Raw genomic sequence first — 19185 nt, forward strand, 5'->3', positions numbered from 1 at the left:
CACTTGGCGGCGCCGAGAGTCAGGCCAGCCGTGATGTGGCGCTGCAGGGCTTCACTGGGCCACTGGTTGATACTCCGGGAGCTCCGCTCGCAGTTCCTCTGACGTTGGCGGGTGAGCTCCTGGGCGGCGAACTGTGATGGCCGCTGCTTTGGATGCCATGCGGCCCAGCGACTCCAGCACCGACGGTGCCAGCCCATCCGCTCCGCGCATGAGGAGTCCGTAGATCAGGGCGGACATGTACGAGTCGCCGGCCCCAATGGTGTCGACCACGGCAGACTTAACCGAGGGAACGGCTACCCGTGTGCCTCCCGTTGTGAGCAGGGATCCCTCCGCTCCCATGGTGACGGCGACGAGTCCGGCCCCCAGTTCAAGGATTCGTTTTGAGACGTCGTCCAGAGACAGCCGCGGATAGAGCCACAGTGCGTCCTCGTCGCTGAGTTTAACAACCTCCGTGAACGGGATGAGTTCCTCGAAGATGGTTTTCGCCTCAAATTGGCTGCCGAGCAGTGCAGGCCGGATGTTGGGATCGTAGGTGACCACACAGCGCTTATGTGATTGCTCGAGAAGCTCTCTTACGACTGCCGCTCCCGGCGCCAGGAAGGTAGCTATCGAGCCGGTGTGCAGGACTTTGGGAAGGGTTGCCGGAGCGATCCGCGGGAGGTCCCATCGGATGTCGAAGTCATAATGTGCCGAACCATCGGAAGCCAGAACCGCAGTCGCCGTAGCAGTCCCGCCAGGGACCTTGGAACCGGGCAAGAGCTTAACACCGGCGCTCCGAAGGTGCTTCTCGATAGCGGCGGCATAGTGGTCGTCGCCGATCGAGGTCAACAATGCGGTGTCCGCACCCAGCCGTCCGAGTCCGTAGGCAACGTTTGCGGGTGATCCACCGGGGTGCTCCACAGTGCCTCGGGGCGAGACAACTATGTCCACAAGGGCTTCACCGACTACAAGGACATCCACGCCCGGTTTGGGATCATTGTCGGTGTGCTGGACTGTTGGCATTCTGGACCTTTCATGAGTATCCGTTGGTGGTTGCGTTCTAGCCGAGCGCCGTGACAGTGAGCGTCCGGACAGTTGCCAGCCCGCCCTCAACCCTCAGCCGGTTCTCCGCATATCCCTGGTCAGGAAAAACAAGGTCGGTCAGGACCACCTTGCCGTCCTGCGCGAAAACCTCCACCGAGCAATGGTCGACGACGATCTGCAGCTTGAGTACGCCGTCCTCAAGGACCAGCGGGGCTGACTCCACGGATGAAAACTCTTCGTGAAAGCCGGTGTTACCTGACCGCCTGCGGTCCAGGACGAGTTCGGCAGTGGCGGCGTTGTAGCTCAGCACTGTCCCCGCGCTTCCTTCATCATTTCCGAAGAGATGGAAGGCTACTTCTTCGGCGCTTTGAGGCAGTATCTCCGCCTCGATGATTTGGGCGCTGCCGGGTACCGCCTCCGGCAACCGGACGGATGAATTTCGCAGCTCGAAGGTGCCTGACTGCATTTGCTCGTCGGCCGCAGGCAACTCTTCTCCTGCGCAGAGGCCGGCCAGGACCGGTTGCTGGGTCAGGCGGGCGGAGCCGTTTCCTGCTGTGAGGCGCAGTTCGCGGGCGAGGGTCATCGAGGACCGCCAGGGGGCGGTGGGCAGCTGGTTGGCGTAGTCCCAGTTGTTCATCCAGCCGATAATGATGCGCCGGCCATCCGGGGCGTTGCTGAAGGACACCGAGGCGTAGCAGTCGCGCCCCCAGTCCAGCCACAGGCATTGCTGCAGCGCTGCAGCGGCCGCGGAGGAATCGCCCAGGGCGCTGACCCCTGCTGGCGCCACGAGTGAACCGGCGTCGGGGAGGAATCGGACGCCGTCGAAGTGCCCGACGAAGTACTGGCCGCCGGAACCTCCTGCCACTGCGCCGGGGTTGATGTTTACGATCAGCACCCATTTGATGTTGTCCGGGTCCCCGTCCACCGCCAGGGGAAAGAGATCGGGGCACTCCCATTCGCCGGCGTCGGCGTTGGCCGGGCCGAAGTCGCTCAGAAATTCCCAGGATTTGAGGTCTTCCGAACGATAGAAGACCACCTTTTGGTGCTGCGCTTCGACGGCGACCATGATCCAGCAGGCACCCTGGTCCCCTTCATAGCGGAAGACTTTGGGATCGCGGAAGTTCGCGGAGTGTCTGGTGAGGACAGGGTTTCCCTCGTATTTTCGCCATGTCATTCCCGCGTCCGTGCTGTAGGCAAGCGACTGGGCCTGCGTGCCGCTGTGTTTGGACGCGGCTTTGTAGGCACTGGTGTAAATGGCTACGAGGGCAGGTGCCTCCGCCGTGCCGAAACCGGACGTGTTGCCATGGTCCACTACGACACTTCCCGAGAAGACGTCCTCTGTCTCGTCGCAGGCAAGGGCAACAGGATGTTCCGTCCAGTGCAGCAAGTCACGGGAGGTGGCGTGACCCCAGGACATGTTGCCCCAGACGTTGCCGTACGGGTTGTTCTGGAAGAAAAGGTGGTACACGCCGTCGTAGAAGACTAGGCCGTTGGGATCGTTCAGCCAGGTATCCCGTGCCGAAAAGTGGATGGCAGGCCGGAACCTGGAGGTTGCGGCCGGGGCTGTTTCCGGGTGTGCGGCATCAAGGCAACTGGACATGTGTGGCGTTCCTCTTGGGACGTGGAAGGGGCTGGCTGCCTATTGCCGGGGAGCCGCGATGGAATCGCGGCGCACCAGGGGGCAACTCAGAATGGTCGGGTGAAGTGCCATGAGGGAAAGGTCGGTCTTCCCCTCGACGGCGTCAATCAGGTGCTCGGTGGCCCAAGCACCCATCTCGTAGTGAGGCAGGGCCACGGTGGTGAGGCCCGGGTAAAGGTTGGCGGCGATCAGTTCCTGGTCATCGAAGCCGACGACTGAAAGGTCAGCGGGGATGGTGAGCCCCAACTCAGCAGCGGCGCGGTAGGCTCCCATTGCCATCCGGTCGTTGTAGCAGAACAAGCCGGTGGGCGGGTCCTCGCGTGCCAGGATCCGCCGGGCCGCTTCATAGCCGCCTTGCACCTCGGAGACCTCGGACTCGACAGGTGCCGCGTCGCCGTCGAGCCCTGCTTCAGTCAGCGTGGCCCGGAAGGCCTGGAGCCGCTGACGGGTTGCGGGGACATCATCGGTGTTGTTGATAAAGCCCACCCGGGTGTGGCCCGCCTGGAGGAGCGCGCCCACGGCGGCGCGCGCCCCACCTTCCTCGTCGGGGATCACGGCTGTGATGTTTCCGCCGGTGGCCACCGAGTCGACCAGGACGGAGGGCACGCTGCCGAGGCTGGCCGGCAGCTCCACGTTACGGTGGTACATGGTGGCGTAGAGGATTCCGTCCACCCGGCGTTCCAGGAGCGCCTCGACGTCGGCCTGCCGGGATTCGAGGCTGGCTGAGCCGGAGGTGTTGATGATCATGAGGTTGTACCCCCGGGCTTTGGCGGCCTCCTCAGCGCCCAGGATGATCCGGCCGGCGTGGGGCGTGGTGGCGATTTCCTCGCTGACCAGACCCAGCATGCCGGTCCTCTGCGTGCGAAGGGCCTGGGCAAGGCGGTTGGGGCCATAGCCAAGTTCCTCCGCAATGGCCCTGACTTTGTCCCTGGTTTCGGGGCTGATGCGAGCGTAGGAAACCTCGTTGAGGACGTGGGAGACGGTGGTCACGGAGACGCCGGCAGCGACGGCCACGTCCTTGATCCCGATGTTCCTGTTGCTCATCTTTCTCCCACGTCCTTATGGTTGGTAATGCTCTTGAGGGGCCGGGTTCACTCGTCCCGGCGGCCGTGTTCGGGCCAGCGGCGAGGAAGCCGTTCCTCGACCGGAGGCAGCTCTTAGTCGTGCGCGTGCTTGCCGGCCTGTTATCAGTAGGCTACCGAGGAATAGTCGTTGCCCTTGCGCCAAGCCGTTCGGCGGGCCGTTGGGCTGCCAAAATTCCATGTTCTCCTGCACACCTTTCGGCGCTTTCCCGTGCGGGTTGTTGTTCGTTTCTTTGTTGGTGGTTTAGCCCTTGACGGCACCGAGCGTCATGCCTGCGACGATCTTGCGCTGCAAAAGAAGCGTGAGGAGGATGACCGGGATGGAGTACACGGCGGCCAGCGCCGTCATGGACCCCCAGTCCAGGCCGAACTGGGTCTGGAAGTTGGCGATCACCACCGGGGTTGTCTGGGACCGGATGGCGGTCATGAGGAGGGCGAAAAGGAACTCGTTCCAGGAGGCGAGGAAGGCGAAGATCGCGGTGACCGCGATGCCGCCGGAAACCACCGGGATCACCACCCGCCACAAGGCACCGAGCCTGCTGCACCCATCCACCGTCGCGGCCTCTTCAAGGTCATTGGGAACGGCTTCGAAGAAGCTGGACATGAGCCAGATGGACAGCGGCAACGAGATGGTGGTGTGGGCGATGGAGAGGGCGATAGGGTATCGGCCAGACCGGCGGAGGCCATCATCGAAGCGAGCGGGATGCCGATAGCTACCGGCGGCACCATGCGGGTCACCAGCGCTGCCATGATGAACACCCGCCCGCTCGGCGTCTTGTAACGCGTGATGCCGTATGCGGCCGGAACCGCCAGCACGAGGGACAGGACCGTGCTTATGACCGCCGTCTGCGCGCTGTTGATGAACGAGGCCATAACTCCGCTGCGGCCCAGGGCGTTAATGTAGTTCTCCAGCGTCCATTCCCTGGGCAGGACCGTGGGCGGCACCGCGATTGTGTCGATCGGCGTTTTGAAGGAAGTGAACAGCAGGTAGAGGAACGGGAAGCCGTAGAAGATCATCGCGGCCGCGAGGAGGATCCACAGCAGGATGCGGGTGCTGCGCTTGCCGGCCTCAAGGCCCTCGGCATGGTGGCGACGGCGGCGCGCACCGTTGCCTCCTGAAACCTTGGTGGGGAGCGCGGGAAGCGCCGTTGTGGTTGGCATGGTGGTCTCCGTTGCGGCTGGACCTTGAACGCGGGGGTCTGCGAGACTCATCAGTTGTCCTTTCCTGGCCGCCAGATGGTGGAAACCGCGAAGAAGGCGACGGCGAGCATGGCCAGCAGGTAGATGGTGCCCATGGCGCTTGCCAGTCCGGGATCGCCGAAGCGGATCATGGTGCGGTAAATCAGCAGGCTCATGGTTTCGGAGGCGGACTGGGGGCCGCCGTTGGTCTGGATGAGGATGGTGTCGAAGGCCCGTGCTGCGTCGATGCCGCGGACCACCAGCGCGACGGCGATGACGGGCCGCAGGAGGGGAAGGATGATGCGGAACAGCATGGCGGGCGCACGGGCACCGTCCAGGCGGGCCGCTTCGATCAGGTCGCCGGGGATGTTCTGCAGCCCGGCAAACAGCACCAGGCACATGAATGACGTTGTGAGCCAGATGTCTGGAATGGCCACCGAGAACAGCACGATGTTGGGGTCGGACAACCAGCCGATCTGGTTGGGGTTGGCCAGCAGCCCGGCCTGGTGCATGAGGGTTCCGATCAGGCCGAAGTTGTCGATCATGAGGAACTTCCACAGCAGGCCTGCCACGATCGGCGCAATCATGAGCGGGTACAGGAACACGGTCCGCCAGATCTGGGAGTTGCGGCCCAGCATCGTGAAGAGCAGTGCCATGCCCAGCCCGAGGGCGAATTCGAGGGTGACCACCACCAGCGTGTAGGCGAGGGTGCGCCAGCCGGCGCCCATAAACGCCTCCGAGGCGAAGGCCCGGAAGTAGTTGTCCAGGCCCACGAAGTCGCGGGGTCCGCCGGCGATGGGCGAGATTTTGAAGAAGCTGTCAGCCACCAGGCGAAATAGCGGATAGGCCACGAAGATGGCGAGGAACAAAGCCGCCGGGGCCATCAGAAACACTGCGAAGCGGCGATCGGAGATGCGCACGGTTTTCTCTTCTGTTTGTTGGGGCCGCGGCCGGCACCGGTTGGGCAGGTGCCGGCCGCGGAGTCTTACTTGAGGAGGTCCTGGATCTGCTTCTTGGCGTCAGCCAGGAGGGCCGCGGAGTCCCCGCCGGCCACGGCTTTCTGCAGGAGCGGCACCAGGACGGTGTCCACGATCTGTTGCCACTTTTCGGTTGCCGGCCGGGTGGCCGTGGCGGCACCGTTGAGCGTTTTGATCAGCGGGCCGAAGCTCTCGTAGCCGGCCTTGTCCTGGTACTTCTCGAAGGCCGAGATGCGCGAGGCGAGGCCCAGGCTGGACTCGATGCCCAGGCTGTTGTAGTCGTAGGCGCACTTGACGAACTTCTTGGCGTTGTCCGTGTTCTTGGTGGCTTTGGGGACCGAGAGGTACCAAGGGCCGGGAACACCGGCCACGCCTGCGCTGCCGCCGATCATCGGAGCCGCGCCAACCTTGCCGGCAACCGGTGCGTCCTTGGGGATTTGGCGGTAAGCGTGGGCCCAGAAGCGGGTCATGGCGGTCTTGCCCTGGTTGAACAGGTTCTGCGCTGCTGCCCAGTCCACCTGCGCCGCACCCGGAGGCGCATAGCTGGTCAGGCTGGTGTAGAAGTCCAGTGCTTCCTTGTGGGCCGCGTTGTCAATCACGACGTTATTGTTCTCATCGAGGACCACCGGGGAACCGGCCTGGAGGACATGGGCCAGCCATTCGGTCTCGACGCCACCCTTCACGTCAGTGCCGTACATGCCGTCCTTCGTGAAAAATTCAGAGATGTCCTGGTATTGCTTCCACGTGGTCGGAGCGGCGAGTTCGTAACCGTACTTGGCCTTGAAGTCGGCCTTGTTCTTGGCGTCCTCGAAGAGGTCCTTGCGGTAAAGGATGATTTCGGCGTTGGTCCAGGCCGGCATGCCGATAAAGTGCCCGTCCACGTTCGCTTCTTTGACGAGGGCCGGGAAGATGTCCTTCTTGGCTTCGTCGGTGAAGAGCTCGTCAATGGGCTGGACAGCGTCCTTGAAGCTGGGCAGCCAGACGGAGTCGAGCGCGGCGACGTCGAAGGAGACGTTGCCGGAGGAGAACTCGCTGGAGAGCCTGTTGAACATGCCGTCGTAGGGCAGTTCGACGAAGTTGACGTCGATTCCCGCGTTTTTCTTGCACTGTTCGGCGACGCCTGTCAGTTCGGCGTGGCCGCCGGCCTCGACGAGGACGTTGACGGTGCTCGCGGCGCTACCCGACGTCGCTGCCGGGCCCCCCGCGCCGCAGGCGGTTACGGCTAGAAGCACCGCGGTGGACAGGCCGCCAAGGGCGGTGATCCGGGAAATCGTGGTTCGAGAGGACATCACTGTCGACTCCCTTTCTTTGAACGGAATCTACGGTTGGGGTGGGGCAGGAAACTTTCACGTCTAGGTGAAAAATCGTTTTGCCAAATCGACTTGGCAACACATTAGGGCCGTCGGGAGATGCGTGTCAAGCATCACATCGAAATGTTGCGGATCCTTGGCGACGCTATTGGCAGCCGCCACCACGTAAGCCACGGCTGAGGACCAATCGTTTTGGCAGATTGGCAGCGTCCCGCATGGTTCTCAACGGCACGCGGGCGGTTGGAGGATGCCGAGCCGCAAAGTTTCAGCAGCCCCTTCATAAGGGATAAGACTGACACTCACCGGCGACCGCGAAATTCTTCACGCCTCCGACGCCTTCGGCCCGGCCGAACCCGCTTCGACCCGTACAACCTGTTCCGCCTCAACCACAACATCGTGCCGACCTCCGCCTGAGACAGCGAAGGCAGACACGGTGCCGGGGGAGGCCGGACAATTTTCACTGCTACCGCTGAATTTGGCGCAGTGGTACGTTCAGCGTCATCAGGATGTCCGCACGCGGCTGCTATCCAGCCCGGCTCCTGGACCAACCCCGGAAAGCCGAGGCAATGATGCCAACACTAATGATTTTCCACGAAGTCGACGACGTTAAGCGCTGGCTCAGGTCACCAAAAAGGGAAGAGGTATTTGGGCCTCTGGGCATCACGGTTCGGACGTTTATCGACCCGGCGAAGAGCAACCGTGTAGGCCTGATCGTCCAGGTCCCCGACATGGAAACTTTCCAGCGAATGATGGAGTCCGGAGAGGCAGCCGAAGCGATGAAATTCGACGGCGTCCGTCCGGAAACCATCCTGACGCTGGTCGAGCCGTGACTCGGTCATAAGCTCAGCCGCCCAGGAATGGACCTGCCAAGCGGACGATGGCGGGACCTCCCGCCGTCGTCCGCGTCCGTCGGGTGCCTACTGGCGGAAGGGGACCTTTTCCCAGGCCAGAACGTCCGCGCCATCGGCACTGTTGCCGGCGACGGTGAACCTGACGTAGTTGGTGGCGTTGGCGGATCCGTCCACGGTGATGCGCTGCAGGTCATCGGCGGCGGGCCGGCCGTAGATCTCCAGCCAGGGTGAGCCCTCCGCAAGCGGCTGGTTCTCGGCGAAGACGTGGCTGTCGCCGTTGATGAGGTAAACCGGGGCGTCGAAGCTATTGGTCTCGTCGATGATGGCCTGCACAATTTCGCGGAAGCCGGACATGGTGTCCGGGTTGGCGGTCGCGGCGGCGAGCAGGGACGGGTCGAACATGTCGGCCTGGGTCATCAGGACAACGGCGCGGTCGTTGCGGCGTTCGGCGTCAGTGAAGGTGTCGCGGATCTGGGCCAGTACGGCGTCCGTCCGGTGCTCAACTTCGGCCAACTGCTCGGGCGTGGCTGTGGTTTCGCCCAGGCCGGTCCACGGCTGCAGCGAGTTGTTGCTGCCCTGGATATTCAGCACGGAGAACGCCACCCGGTTCTGGGTGAAGCGGACGTTTTCCGGCAGCCCGAGGTCCGCCTGGGTTCTGACAGGCATGGTGGCGCCCAAGGTCTTGCCGGGCTCGTTGAAGAAGACATCCCGCAGCTTGTCGAGCCGTTTCAGCGGGTTGTAGGCGCCGTTGTTGGTGCGGTGGCAGTCCACCCATTCGTTGTCGCCCGGGGTGAAGACCAGCGGGTGCTCGAAGGTGTCGAACTGTGCGCGGATGGTCTCGAAGTACTCGTCCGAGCAGACCGAGGAGCCGTTCTTGATGTCGCCCACGTGGGTGACGAACTTCAGCGCGCTGTCGGCGTTGATGTCCTGGATGCGCGCGGGGAACTTCGCGATTTCGGCCTCGCCGTAGGGGATGTCGCCGATCACGCCGAATGTGAACGCCTGGCTGTCGGCGGTGTTGTTGGCGGCAGTGGCGGGCTGGGACGCAAGGAGTCCGAGCGCCAGGACGGCTGCCGCCGTCGTCGTTTTGATGGTCATTGAAGGCATGACGGTGTTCCACTTCTTTGCGGGGTTGGGGCTTGAGGTGTGCGGCTTAGGCCCCGCGGGCGGTCAGGAACTGCTGCAGCGCGGCGAGGTCGTCCGTGTTGATGTGGTCCACGCCGGCGTCGAAGAGTTCGTTCCAGATGGCTTCGCGTGCGGTGCCGGGCATGTCGGGGGTGGCCCAGAAGCGGACACGGAAGCCATTGGCGTGCGCGTCGGCCACGTAGGCGCGCAGTTCGGCGTGCTCGGCCTCCGGCATGGGGCCTACGCCCTGCCAGGTGAAGAGCTTGGTCCAGTTGTCGCTGACCAGCGGCATCAGGCCGGCAGGCCTTCCGGAGGTGAGGTCTGCGGAGCGGCCATCGTAGAAGCTGAAGCGCTTCTCCTGCGCCTGCATGGTGGCCAGCGGCCGGTTTCCGCTGACGACCGCGGTGACCGGGCCGTTCTTGGTGGTGCCGTGGCTGTAGCGGCTCATGATGTCGCGGTGCTCGGCCAGTTCCTGCTCGATTGCGGCGTACGTGGATTCGCCGTCGCTCTTGATGTCGATAAGAAGTTGCAGGCTGCCATCCCACTTCGGGTAGACACTGTTGCCCTGGCCGCGGACCAGATCCTGGAGCGGATCGAGGTAGAGCCTCTCGAGCGTAACGCCGGGCTGGACATCCTCCAGGTCGTGGGCAACCATCAGCTCGCCGTCCACCAGCCACACGTCCGCTTCCACGCTGGTGAAGCCATGCTCCAGCGCATCAAACAGGGGACGGTCGTGCTCATAGTCGTTGTGCGCATGTGCCTGGGCGAGCGGCTGGCCGACGACGGGAGCCGGCTTGGTTGCCTCTGCCGGGGCAGGGGCTGCTGCTGTCCCGGCCAGGGAGGCAAGGACGGCGACGGCGGCAAGGGTGCTTTTCACGAACACGCAGTACTCCTTGAATGCAGGGGATTCTCCGCGCGGCACATGGGAACGTGCCGGGCGTAAGGGGGCGTGAAAAGACTGCTGGTCGTGGGAGAACGCTGGAGGGCGTGTTGGTGGCTGGTGGGTGAACTGGGAAGGACCATTGGCGTGGCGGGGCTGAGGGAGGCCCTGCCAGTGGTGCCCTAAGTCAGCCATCCAGGATCTGCCCGATCCCGAACTTTCCTACGCTGAACATCCGCGGATTGTCGTCGGAGTTGCTCAGCATGGCGGTGGACAGGATGAGGGCCCAGCCACGGGCCCTCATCCAGGTGTCGGCTTCCACTGCGGCGCCAAAGGCGCCCATGAAGCGGTGGCGAGTGCCGGCGTCGAACATCAGCCACCCCACCGCAAGATCGACAGCCGGGTCCCCCGCCCCGACGTCGCCGAAATCGATGACGCCGGCCAGGGAGCCGCGGTCCGCCAGCAGGATGTTGCCGGGGTGGAGGTCCCCGTGGAGCATCATCGGCGGACCATCCCAGGGTTTGGCGGCACAGGCATGCGCCCACACTGCTCTCAGCGCTGCCGCCTGCGGGTAGCGTTCGTGGTCCCCGAGCCGTTCCACCAGCACAGTGCCACTGTCTGTCAGCGGCACGCCTCGGAAAGGGTTCACCGGGACGCCGGTTTCGGCGGGCACGTGAAGGGACAGCAGGAAATCTGCCAGGTCTTTAGCCGCCGGCCCGCGGCCTGGCGGGCCGGCGTCGGCCGCAGCGGTTCCGGGGACCCACCGCACGATGCTCCACGGCCATGGAAAGTCCGACGTCGGCCTGCCGGCATGGACGGGGACAGGAACCGCAACCGGGGAGCGGCGGGCTATGTCGGGAAGGTAGCGCTGCTCATGCAGTATCAGCGGGACGGCCTCCGCCCTGCGCGGCAGCCGGACGGCCAGGCCGTCACCGAGCCGGAAGGTCGCGTTGTCCCAGCCGTTCGCAACCCGCGTTAAAGGACAATCGCCGAGGTCGGGCCGCTGGTCCCGTACGAGGCGCTGGACGACGGTGTTGCTCACTTCCACCGTGGCTGGCGGCATTCGCGCCATTCAGAAATCCGCCTTTCTCGTCCCTGCAGTGCAGTCCGGTCCCTTTCCCTTGTCCGAATATAGTTCAAGACCCCGAGAGCGGACGGGGTGCAAAAGGACATGGAAAGGGACGACGGCGGGACTTTCCGCCGTCGTCCTGGGACAGCATGAAGTTGCGGCTAGCCAATCCAGTGGGGACCGCCGGATTTCAGCCGTCAGCCCGCGCCCTGACCCTCGCGCGCCATCTCTTCCAGAATCCTGGCTGTCGGCGCTGCCGTCATAAGCTGCCCTATCACCTCGGGTTTGTCCCACACCTGGCTGCGCAACTTTTCCAGAAAGCCGGTCGCGGCGTCTTTGGTGTCGAAGTCAAGGAGCACGGCCACGCTGTTCTGGTCCTCGGTATCCCTGAACAAGCGGACAGACCGGGCGCCCGAGGCGGCTCGGCCTGCGGGATCGCTGTCAAAGACTTTCTTGAAGGCCTCGTAGTCCCGGACCGGATAGCTAACTTGCAGGGTGAACATCATCGTTCCTTTCCCTCGGGCTGAGTCAGAACCACGATAGGCCGTCCGACGCTATCCCGGTAGTGCCGGAGGGCGGCCTTGATCCGGTGCTCCGCTGCCCTCCTGACGCGTTTATTCGGGACCAGGTCCGGTCCGGCGTCAGCAGCCACGAGTTGTGAGTTGACCCGTTGTTTCGTTGCCGCGCTGAAGCAAAGGCATTTATGAGCTCCGGCTCAGTTGCCGGGGTCAACCCGGCTGCTCGCCCGCTGGTAGTTCTGCCTAATGACCGGGTGGAAGTCCGGGGCGGGCGCGGCGTCCACCGCGACCGGCCAGTCCGGGCGATGGCCGCTGCGGGCCCAAGCCGCCTGTAGTGCCGCACCCCGGGCGACGTACTCTCCCGGGCGGGGGATGGTCACCGGCAGATCGAAGACCTGCGCCGCGATGGCTTGGACTGCGGGGTTCTGCACGGCGCCGCCGATCAGCAGGAGCCGGGTTGCGGGGCTGCCTTGCGCGCGGAGGGCATCCAGACCGCCGGAGAGCCCGCACAGCATGCCTTCAATCGCGGCCCGGGCCAGATTGCTCCTGGTGCTGGAGGCAATGCTGAGCCCGTGGAAACTGGCTTTGGCGTGGGGCAGGTTGGGTGTGCGTTCACCTTCGAAGTACGGCACCAGCACCACTCCGCCCGCGCCGGGTTCAGCTTCAAGGGCGAGGCGTGAGAGTTCATCTAAGTCCACGCCCAGGAGGCCCGCCACCGAGCTGAGCACACGCGCGGCATTCAGTGTGACAGCAATCGGCAGGTACTCGCCGCTGGCGTCCGCGAAACCTGCCACCGTGCCGCTGGGATCGGCAACGGCTAGCGAGGCCACCGAGAACACCGTGCCGCTGGTGCCGACGGACACCACCACGTCTCCGGGCCCGGCACCCAGACCCAGGGCGGCTGCCGCGTTGTCCCCGGCGCCGGCACCGAGCAGGACCCGGTGCCCGGATCCAGTAGAACCGGCCAGTTCCGCCTTGCCGGGTCCGAAGCAGCCGGGGTGGATTTCTCCGGCGGCGTCGCCGGGACCGAGAACCCGGGGCAGAATCACGGTTCCTGCTTGCCTAGTCCCGGCGTTGCCGGTGGCCTCCCTGGCGTCCCGGCCGAAGGCCAGCTTGAACAGGTCAAGGTCGTACTCCCCGGCAGAGGGGCTCCAATAGCCGGTTCCGCTGGCATCTGAGCGGTCCGTCGTAAGCTGTTCCAGGTCCGGGCCCAGTGGGCTGGAGACTGCCGGGCCGTACCCGCGCAGCCGCCAGGTCAGCCAGTCATGCGGCAAAGCGACGGCCGCCACCCGGTCCGCCAGTTCCGGCTCATGGTCCCGGACCCAGCGGACCTTCGTGACGGTGAAGGAGGCCACCGGGACCAGACCGGTCCTTTGCGCCAACTCTTCCGCCCCCACTTCCTCGGTCAGGGCCGCCGCGGCCCCCGCCGAGCGGTGTCGTTCCACAGCAGCGCCGGCCGCACGACGTTGCCGGCGTAATCCAGCAGGACCATGCCGTGCTGCTGGCCCGCCACCGAGAGCGCGCTGACGCCCACCAGCCCTCCGGCGTCGTCGAACGCTTCGGACAAAGCCCGCCACCAGTGGTCGGGGTGCACTTCGGTGCCGTCCGGGTGGGCGGCGCGGCCCTCGCGGACCAGCGTGCCGTTGCCGGCGTCCAGAACCACCACCTTGCAGCTTTGGGTGGAGGAGTCGACGCCGGCGACGAGTTTCATGGGAGCAGCCATCACGGGATCAGCGGGCGCCGAGCAGGTGTTCAATGAAGAGCTGCTGCAGCTTCACGAAGCCGAATCCCTTGCCGCCGAAGTAGGCGTCGGCGTCGAAGTCCTCGTAGGAGGCGCGGTCCGCGCGGAGCTGCTCGTAGCTTTCGCCGGGGTTGAGCGTGGGCTCGTTGATTTCCGCGACCCGCGAGGCCTGCAGCGCCGCCTGGACCTCGGGATCGGCACGGAAAGCCTTGGCGCGTTCCTTCAGCAGCAGGTAGGTCTGCATGTTGGCGGCAGCGGAGTCCCACACACCGTCGATGTCCTCGGTGCGGCTGGGCTTGTAGTCGAAGTGGCGCGGACCGTTGTAGGCGGGACCGCCGTCGGGGCCGCCGTTTTCGAGCAGATCCACCAGGGAGAATGCGTTCTGCAGGTCGCCGTGGCCGAACACCAGGTCCTGGTCGAACTTGATGCTGCGCTGGCCGTTAAGGTCGATATGGAAAAGCTTGCCCTGGTAAAGCGCCTGGGCGATGCCGTGGGTGAAGTTCAGGCCCGCCATCTGCTCGTGACCGGTTTCGGGGTTGATGCCCACCAGTTCGGGGCGTTCGAGCGTTTCGATGAAGGCCAGGGCGTGGCCCAGGGTGGGCAGAAGGATGTCGCCCCGGGGTTCGTTGGGCTTGGGCTCGATCGCGAACCGGATGTTGTAACCCTTGTCCGTGACGTAGTCACCCAACAAGTTGACGGCCTCCCGGTAGCGTTCCAGGGCGCCGCGGATGTCCTTGGCGGCATCGTATTCGCTGCCTTCGCGGCCGCCCCACATGACGAATGTTTCGGCGCCGAGTTCGGCGGCGAGGTCGATGTTGTCCAGCACCTTGCGGAGGGCGAAGCGCCGGACGCCGCGGTCGTTGCTGGTGAAGCCACCGTCCTTGAAGACGGGGTGGCTGAACAGGTTCGTGGTGACCATCGGGACGATCATTCCGGTGGACTTCAGCGCTCCCGTCAGCCGGTCGATTTCGCGCTGGCGGTCGGCGGCGGAGCAGCCAAATGGAAAGAGGTCATTGTCGTGGAACGTGATGCCGTAAGCGCCGAGGTCACTGAGCCTGTTGACGGCCTCCACCGTGTCCAGCGGCGGGCGGGTGGCGGAGCCGAACTGGTCCTGGGCTTCCCAGCCCACCGTCCAGAGGCCGAAGGAAAACTTGTCTTCACGGGTGGGCTGAATCGCCATTGAATGCTCCGAAGGTCTGCGTGATTGCTGGGGGTGCGCGGGGTGATGTGCGCTACTGAACTGAAATGTTCTGCTCACAAACATATTGCCATTTCCCACGGTGTCAACCACACGACCCCACAGGTCCCCCTAAAAGTTCGGGACAAACCCGGGAGTCGTACCTGCGCCTGCTATGTTGTAGCGGACAGCAAAAGCACCTAAATTGGGCTTCGAGGCTTCCAAGGAGAAGATCCATCCACCGTGATCGACCGGGTCGTAGCCGGAAGCAGCCGGGCGGGCGAACCGGATCCGTCTCGCCGCAATAACCTGTCGCTGCTGACCTCCCTCATCCACCACCACGGTGTCCTCAGCCGTGCCGAGCTGACCCGGCGCACCGGATTGAACCGCTCCACCGTCGGGACGTTGATCGGACAGCTCGCCTCCTTGGGACTGGTCTACGAGACGGCAACCGCCGGGGAGGGGCAGGTCGGCAGGCCGAGTCCGGAGGTGCGCCCCAGCCCGTCGATCGCGGCATTGGCGGTGAACCCGGAGATCGACGCAGTCACCATTGGTTTGGTCGGCCTCGGCGGACAGGTGCAAAAGAAAATCCGTTTCGACACCGAACGGATACCAAGCGCCCGGGAAGCGGTGAATATCGCCTCGGCAGTCATCGCCGGAATGCGCTCCGAGCTGGACGCCACTTACCGGATCACAGGCATCGGCATGGCCGTACCCGGCCTGGTCAATCGCGACGACGGCACGGTGCGGCACGCGCCACACCTGGGCTGGCGGAACGAGCCGGTCGCCCGGATGCTGGGCGAAGCCACCGGCTACCCGTGCCAAGCCGCCAACGACGCCTCGCTCGGAACCGAAGCTGAACTGATTTTCGGCGCCGGCGCGGGAAAACAAAACCTGATCTATCTCAATGGCGGCGCCAGCGGCATCGGCGGCGGAATCATCGCGAACGGCCAACTTCTCCGCGGCGCATCAGGCTACGCCGGGGAACTCGGCCACACCTTCGTCCGCTCCGGGGGAACAACCTGCCACTGCGGAGCCACCGGGTGCCTGGAAACCGAGGTTTCGCAGTCACGGCTCCTGGAACTTGCCGGCCTGCGCCGCGGCAACACCGCCGACCTCGACGAAGCACTGGCGAACTCGGGCAGCGCGGCGCTCAGCGACGAAGTCGCCCGCCAGCTCGGGTATCTAGGCATCGCCCTGCGCAATGCCGTAAACATCTTCAACCCCGAGGCCGTAGTCCTGGACGGTTTTCTGGGCGCCCTGCACGCAGCGGCACCCACATCGTTTAACGACGCGCTGCTATCTCAGGCGCTGGACGGTCCCGCCGCTCAGGTCAACATAAGCCGCGCAGCCCTGGGTTCCGACCTGATGATGATCGGTGCTGCGGAACTGGCTTTCTCCCGGTTCCTGGCCGACCCGGCGGGATTCCGTTCCGTCAGCTATCCGCCAGGCAAATAGCTGGCATCAGGAAACGCCCCTTCACCAAATAGCGCCGGTGCCTCAGGCTGGTCATTAGACCTGCAGGGACCCCCTCACAGCTACTTGTACTCAGAAGGAATTCAACGTGGAAACTCCCCTCTCCCATCTCGCCCACCTTGAGATCACCGCCCCGGACGTCGAAGCATCCGCGCGGTTCTACGAGGAAAAGTTCGGCATGCGCGTCGTCGACCGAGTGGACGGCAACGTCTACCTGCGCTGCTGGGGCGACTACTACCGCTACAGCCTTGTCATCACCGAGGGTCCGGAAGCCTCCCTGGGCCGGATGGCCTGGCGCACCAACTCTCAGGACGCCCTGGAAACGGCAGCCCAGCGCATTGAGGCGACGGGGGTCGAGGGCACCTGGACCACCGGTGGCCACGGTTACGGAAAGGCCTATGAATTCACCGGCCCCTACGGACACCACATGCGGATCTTCTTCGACGTTGAGAAGTTCGTGGCCGAGCCCGGTTTCGAATCCATCTATCCTGATCGTCCGGAGCGCCGCAGCAGCCACGCCGCAGCGCCCCGCTTCCTGGATCACGTCACCGTGGCCTCCTCCGATGTCCGTGGTTTCGCCAAGTGGTACAACGAGGCATTGGGTTTCCGCGTCATGGCATTCGTGGACCTGGACGAAGCACCAATCACCGTCTTCTCCGTGCTGACCACCAACGAGAAATCACACGACCTCGGCGTGGTCCTGGACACCTCCGACCGCCAGGGCCGCGTCAACCACATCGCATTCTGGGTGGACGCCACCGAGGACCTGCTGCGCACCGCGGACGTCATGATGGAAAATGGCACCCCCATGGAGTACGGCCCCTCCATCCACGGCGTGGGTGAACAGAACTTCCTGTACTTCCGCGATCCCTCCGGCCTGCGCGTCGAGCTCAACTCCGGTGGCTACCGCAACTACGTCCCGGACTGGGACGCCAACACCTGGAAGCCTTCCGAGGGCTCGAACAACTTCTACAAGAACGGCGCCATGCCGCACTCGATGACCGAGTCCTTCCCTCCCGCCGACGGCTTCACCGCCACCGAAGAGGGCGCCTCGCCCGAAATGAAGGAAGCACTCCTGAACCCCTACGCCAAGCAGGGACGGGGCTAACGGCGCCATGACTGACACTGCGTATTCCCTCATCCGGTTCCAGGAAGCCGGCGACAGCAAGGCCCATGTGGGCCTGCTGGTGGAAGACCGCGTCCTGCCGCTGGATGGGGACATCAACTCCCTGATTGAGCACTGGGACAGCACCGAGAGCCAGTTGGACGCGCTGGCCGCCTCCGCCGGTGAGGACACCGGCCTTGCTCTGACCGACGTGGAAGTCCTTGCCCCGGTGGAGCCCGCCCAGGTCCTGCAGACCGGCGCGAACTACCGCAAGCACGTGATCGACCTCGCCGCGGCGCACCGCGAACCGGACCAGGACGAAGACGAAGTACGCGCTAAGACCGGGGCCATGATGGATAAGCGTGCAGGCCAGGGCACGCCGTACTTCTTCATCGGGCTGCCGACGGCGATCGCGTCGGCCACCGACGATCTCGTCCTGCCCTCCTACAGCAAGTCCCACGACTGGGAACTGGAACTGGCGGCGGTCATCGGCCGAACGGCCTTCCGGGTCACCCCCGAAGAAGCCCTGGAATACGTGTTCGGCTACACGATGGTCAACGACATCACCACGCGGGAGTACGTCTTCCGGAAGGACATGCCTGCCATCGGCTCGGACTGGTACCGCGCTAAGAACGCGCCAGGCTTTCTGCCCACCGGGCCGCTGCTGGTGCCGGCCAAGTTCTTCGGCAACCCGCAGGACGTCCAGGTGACGCTGAAGCTCAACGGTAAAGCCATGCAGGACGAATCCACGCAGGACATGATCTTCGGCGTCGCCAAGCTGGTCAGCGAGGCCTCCCAGATCATGCCGCTGCGCCCGGGTGACTTGGTCCTCACCGGAAGCCCCGCGGGCAACGGACAGCACTGGGGCCGGCTGCTTCAGGACGGGGACGTCATGGAAGGAACCATCACGGGCCTGGGCACCCAACTGATCCGTTGCAAGGACGAAGTTCAAACTGAAGGCAGCCAAAAGTGACCACCCGGAACACCGCGCCCGCCCGCGTCACCGGCACCGGGGAATCAGCCACCATCGAGTCCCCGGTGATCCGGCGTGAAGACCCGCTCGGCAGCATCCGCGCAATGGCCGAAGCCCACAACAACTGGGGCCGCTGGGGCGACGACGACGTCCTGGGGACCCTGAACTTCATCGACACCGCCAAGCGCGTCGAAGCCGCTGCCTTGGTTCGGACGGGCGAGGCCTACTCGCTGTCCCAGCCGTTCGACACCAACGGACCGCAGAAGGGCTGGCGCCGCCGTACCAACCCCGTCCACACCATGACGGACACCGGCGTCGACGCCGAGCGCGGCAACCAAGGCTTCCCCCATGGTTTCGGTGGGGCGGATGACGTCATCGCCATGCCTCTCCAGTGCTCCACACAGTGGGACGGCCTGGGCCACATCTTCGACCAGGGCAAGGCCTGGAACGGCCGAGCCGCCGGAGACGTGGTCACCTCCGAGGGCGACCTGGTGACCGGGATCCAGACCGCGGCCGCGAAGATCGTCACCCGCGGCGTCCTGCTGGACGTCGGACGCGCCATCGGACCCGAACTGGGAAGGACCGACGGCGAACTGCCGGACGGTTTCGCCATCACCCCGGAGCACCTTCAGCGGACCATCGACCTGCAGGGCCCCAGCTCAAAGGTGGGCCGCGGCGACATCCTGGTGATCCGCACCGGACAGTACACCCGGGTGCGCCGGGAAGGCTGGGGCGACTACGCCGGTGGCTCCGCGCCAGGGCTGTCCTTCAGCACCGCGCCCTGGGTTCACCGCAGTGAAATCGCCGGGATCGCCACCGACACCTGGGGCTTCGAGGTCCGCCCGAACGAGTTCGACGGCGCCTTCCAGCCCCTCCACCAAATCGCCATCCCCAACCTCGGGCTGTTCCTCGGCGAGATGTGGGACCCGGACGGCCTGGCGGAGGCATGCGCTGCGGACGGCAGGTACGACTTCCTGCTCACGGCCGCGCCGCTTCCCATCACCGGTGCCGTGGGATCGCCGGTCAACCCGATCGCAGTCCGGTAGCTTCAGTAGCACAA

Annotated in this window: 15 protein-coding genes and 2 pseudogenes; 5 read left to right on the plus strand and 12 right to left on the minus strand. The window is 64.8% G+C overall.

Going from position 1 to position 19185, the window contains the following annotated elements; translation table 11 throughout:
- Positions 1-51: 51 nt before the first annotated feature.
- The 6 genes and pseudogenes from OM977_RS17645 to OM977_RS17670 all read right to left on the minus strand — a co-directional run bounded on the left by OM977_RS17645 (position 52) and on the right by OM977_RS17670 (position 7189).
- Positions 52-1002 (minus strand): carbohydrate kinase family protein, encoded by a 951-nt coding sequence (locus tag OM977_RS17645; RefSeq protein ID WP_264355184.1) that lies wholly within the window; start codon positions 1000-1002, stop codon positions 52-54.
- A 37-nt stretch (positions 1003-1039) separates the two neighbouring features.
- Positions 1040-2623 (minus strand): glycoside hydrolase family 32 protein, encoded by a 1584-nt coding sequence (locus OM977_RS17650; protein ID WP_264355185.1) that lies wholly within the window; start codon positions 2621-2623, stop codon positions 1040-1042.
- A 39-nt stretch (positions 2624-2662) separates the two neighbouring features.
- Positions 2663-3706 (minus strand): LacI family DNA-binding transcriptional regulator, encoded by a 1044-nt coding sequence (locus OM977_RS17655; protein ID WP_264355186.1) that lies wholly within the window; start codon positions 3704-3706, stop codon positions 2663-2665.
- A 282-nt stretch (positions 3707-3988) separates the two neighbouring features.
- A pseudogene (locus tag OM977_RS17660) lies at positions 3989-4905 on the minus strand (carbohydrate ABC transporter permease).
- A gap of 50 nt (positions 4906-4955) precedes the next feature.
- Complete coding sequence (locus OM977_RS17665; RefSeq protein WP_141139131.1) at positions 4956-5843, minus strand: carbohydrate ABC transporter permease; 888 nt, start codon at positions 5841-5843, stop codon at positions 4956-4958.
- A gap of 65 nt (positions 5844-5908) precedes the next feature.
- Positions 5909-7189: an ABC transporter substrate-binding protein gene (locus OM977_RS17670; protein WP_264357465.1), complete on the minus strand. Its 1281-nt coding sequence runs from the start codon at positions 7187-7189 to the stop codon at positions 5909-5911.
- A 602-nt stretch (positions 7190-7791) separates the two neighbouring features.
- Here OM977_RS17670 and OM977_RS17675 point away from each other — a divergent pair.
- On the plus strand, positions 7792-8040 hold the full coding sequence (locus tag OM977_RS17675; RefSeq protein ID WP_264355187.1) for a hypothetical protein: 249 nt from the start codon (positions 7792-7794) through the stop codon (positions 8038-8040).
- An 87-nt stretch (positions 8041-8127) separates the two neighbouring features.
- Here OM977_RS17675 and OM977_RS17680 read toward each other — a convergent pair whose 3' ends face one another.
- From OM977_RS17680 to xylA, 6 genes and pseudogenes are all read right to left on the minus strand, one after another.
- A complete protein-coding gene (locus OM977_RS17680) occupies positions 8128-9168 on the minus strand; it encodes a metallophosphoesterase (RefSeq protein WP_264355188.1) in 1041 nt (346 codons plus the stop codon).
- Positions 9169-9214: 46 nt separating this feature from the next.
- Positions 9215-10069: a phosphatidylinositol-specific phospholipase C/glycerophosphodiester phosphodiesterase family protein gene (locus OM977_RS17685; protein WP_264355189.1), complete on the minus strand. Its 855-nt coding sequence runs from the start codon at positions 10067-10069 to the stop codon at positions 9215-9217.
- Positions 10070-10253: 184 nt separating this feature from the next.
- Positions 10254-11129, minus strand: a complete 876-nt coding sequence (locus OM977_RS17690; RefSeq protein ID WP_264355190.1) for an aminoglycoside phosphotransferase family protein — start codon at positions 11127-11129, stop codon at positions 10254-10256.
- A gap of 203 nt (positions 11130-11332) precedes the next feature.
- Positions 11333-11641 carry a hypothetical protein gene (locus OM977_RS17695; RefSeq protein WP_264355191.1) on the minus strand — a complete coding sequence of 103 codons (309 nt, stop codon included), beginning with the start codon at positions 11639-11641 and terminating at the stop codon, positions 11333-11335.
- 209 nt (positions 11642-11850) lie between these two features.
- A pseudogene (gene xylB / locus OM977_RS17700) lies at positions 11851-13364 on the minus strand (xylulokinase).
- Positions 13365-13383: 19 nt separating this feature from the next.
- Entirely contained in the window at positions 13384-14574 is a 1191-nt protein-coding gene (gene xylA, locus OM977_RS17705) for a xylose isomerase (RefSeq protein WP_264355192.1), read from the minus strand.
- A gap of 240 nt (positions 14575-14814) precedes the next feature.
- On the opposite strand from xylA, the gene OM977_RS17710 reads away from it, so the two are divergent.
- The 4 genes from OM977_RS17710 to OM977_RS17725 all read left to right on the plus strand — a co-directional run bounded on the left by OM977_RS17710 (position 14815) and on the right by OM977_RS17725 (position 19171).
- Complete coding sequence (locus tag OM977_RS17710; protein ID WP_264355193.1) at positions 14815-16029, plus strand: ROK family transcriptional regulator; 1215 nt, start codon at positions 14815-14817, stop codon at positions 16027-16029.
- Between the two features lie 106 nt (positions 16030-16135).
- Positions 16136-17155 carry a VOC family protein gene (locus OM977_RS17715; RefSeq protein WP_264355194.1) on the plus strand — a complete coding sequence of 340 codons (1020 nt, stop codon included), beginning with the start codon at positions 16136-16138 and terminating at the stop codon, positions 17153-17155.
- Positions 17156-17162: 7 nt separating this feature from the next.
- Positions 17163-18125, plus strand: a complete 963-nt coding sequence (locus OM977_RS17720) for a fumarylacetoacetate hydrolase family protein (RefSeq protein WP_264355195.1) — start codon at positions 17163-17165, stop codon at positions 18123-18125.
- Positions 18122-19171: a cyclase family protein gene (locus tag OM977_RS17725; RefSeq protein ID WP_264355196.1), complete on the plus strand. Its 1050-nt coding sequence runs from the start codon at positions 18122-18124 to the stop codon at positions 19169-19171. Before OM977_RS17720 ends, OM977_RS17725 begins: the two co-directional genes overlap by 4 nt.
- Positions 19172-19185: the final 14 nt, after the last annotated feature.

It is taken from the genome of Pseudarthrobacter sp. MM222 (assembly GCF_947090775.1).
Classification (GTDB): domain Bacteria; phylum Actinomycetota; class Actinomycetes; order Actinomycetales; family Micrococcaceae; genus Arthrobacter.